The organism is Clostridium sp. C8-1-8 (assembly GCF_009928445.1).
Classification (GTDB): domain Bacteria; phylum Bacillota; class Clostridia; order Clostridiales; family Clostridiaceae; genus Clostridium_AR.
The window spans coordinates 1-318 of sequence record NZ_JAABNO010000097.1; the positions used below are offsets into that span (position 1 = coordinate 1).

General features: G+C 40.9%; 1 tRNA gene. It reads left to right on the top strand.

Annotated elements, in window-relative coordinates:
* Positions 1-123: 123 nt before the first annotated feature.
* A tRNA-Ser gene (locus GXK57_RS26265) sits at positions 124-214 on the top strand.
* Positions 215-318: the final 104 nt, after the last annotated feature.

The window sequence follows — 318 nt, forward strand, 5'->3', positions numbered from 1 at the left end:
CTTAATATAGTTACAATAAGTGTATTAAGCAGTTGTGAACAATTTGAAATATGAACAAAAAATTATAAATATTATGTTGACAGAATATTTATTCGTTGATATAATAAAAAATGTCGTTGACATGGAGAGATGGTCGAGTTGGTTTAAGGCACCGGTCTTGAAAACCGGCGTACGGGTGACCGTACCGTGGGTTCGAATCCCACTCTCTCCGCCATTTAAATAATAAAATTTTAATCGTAGGGCATTTGGAGAAATACTCAAGTGGCCGAAGAGGCGCCCCTGCTAAGGGCGTAGGTCGGGTAACCGGCGCGAGGGTTC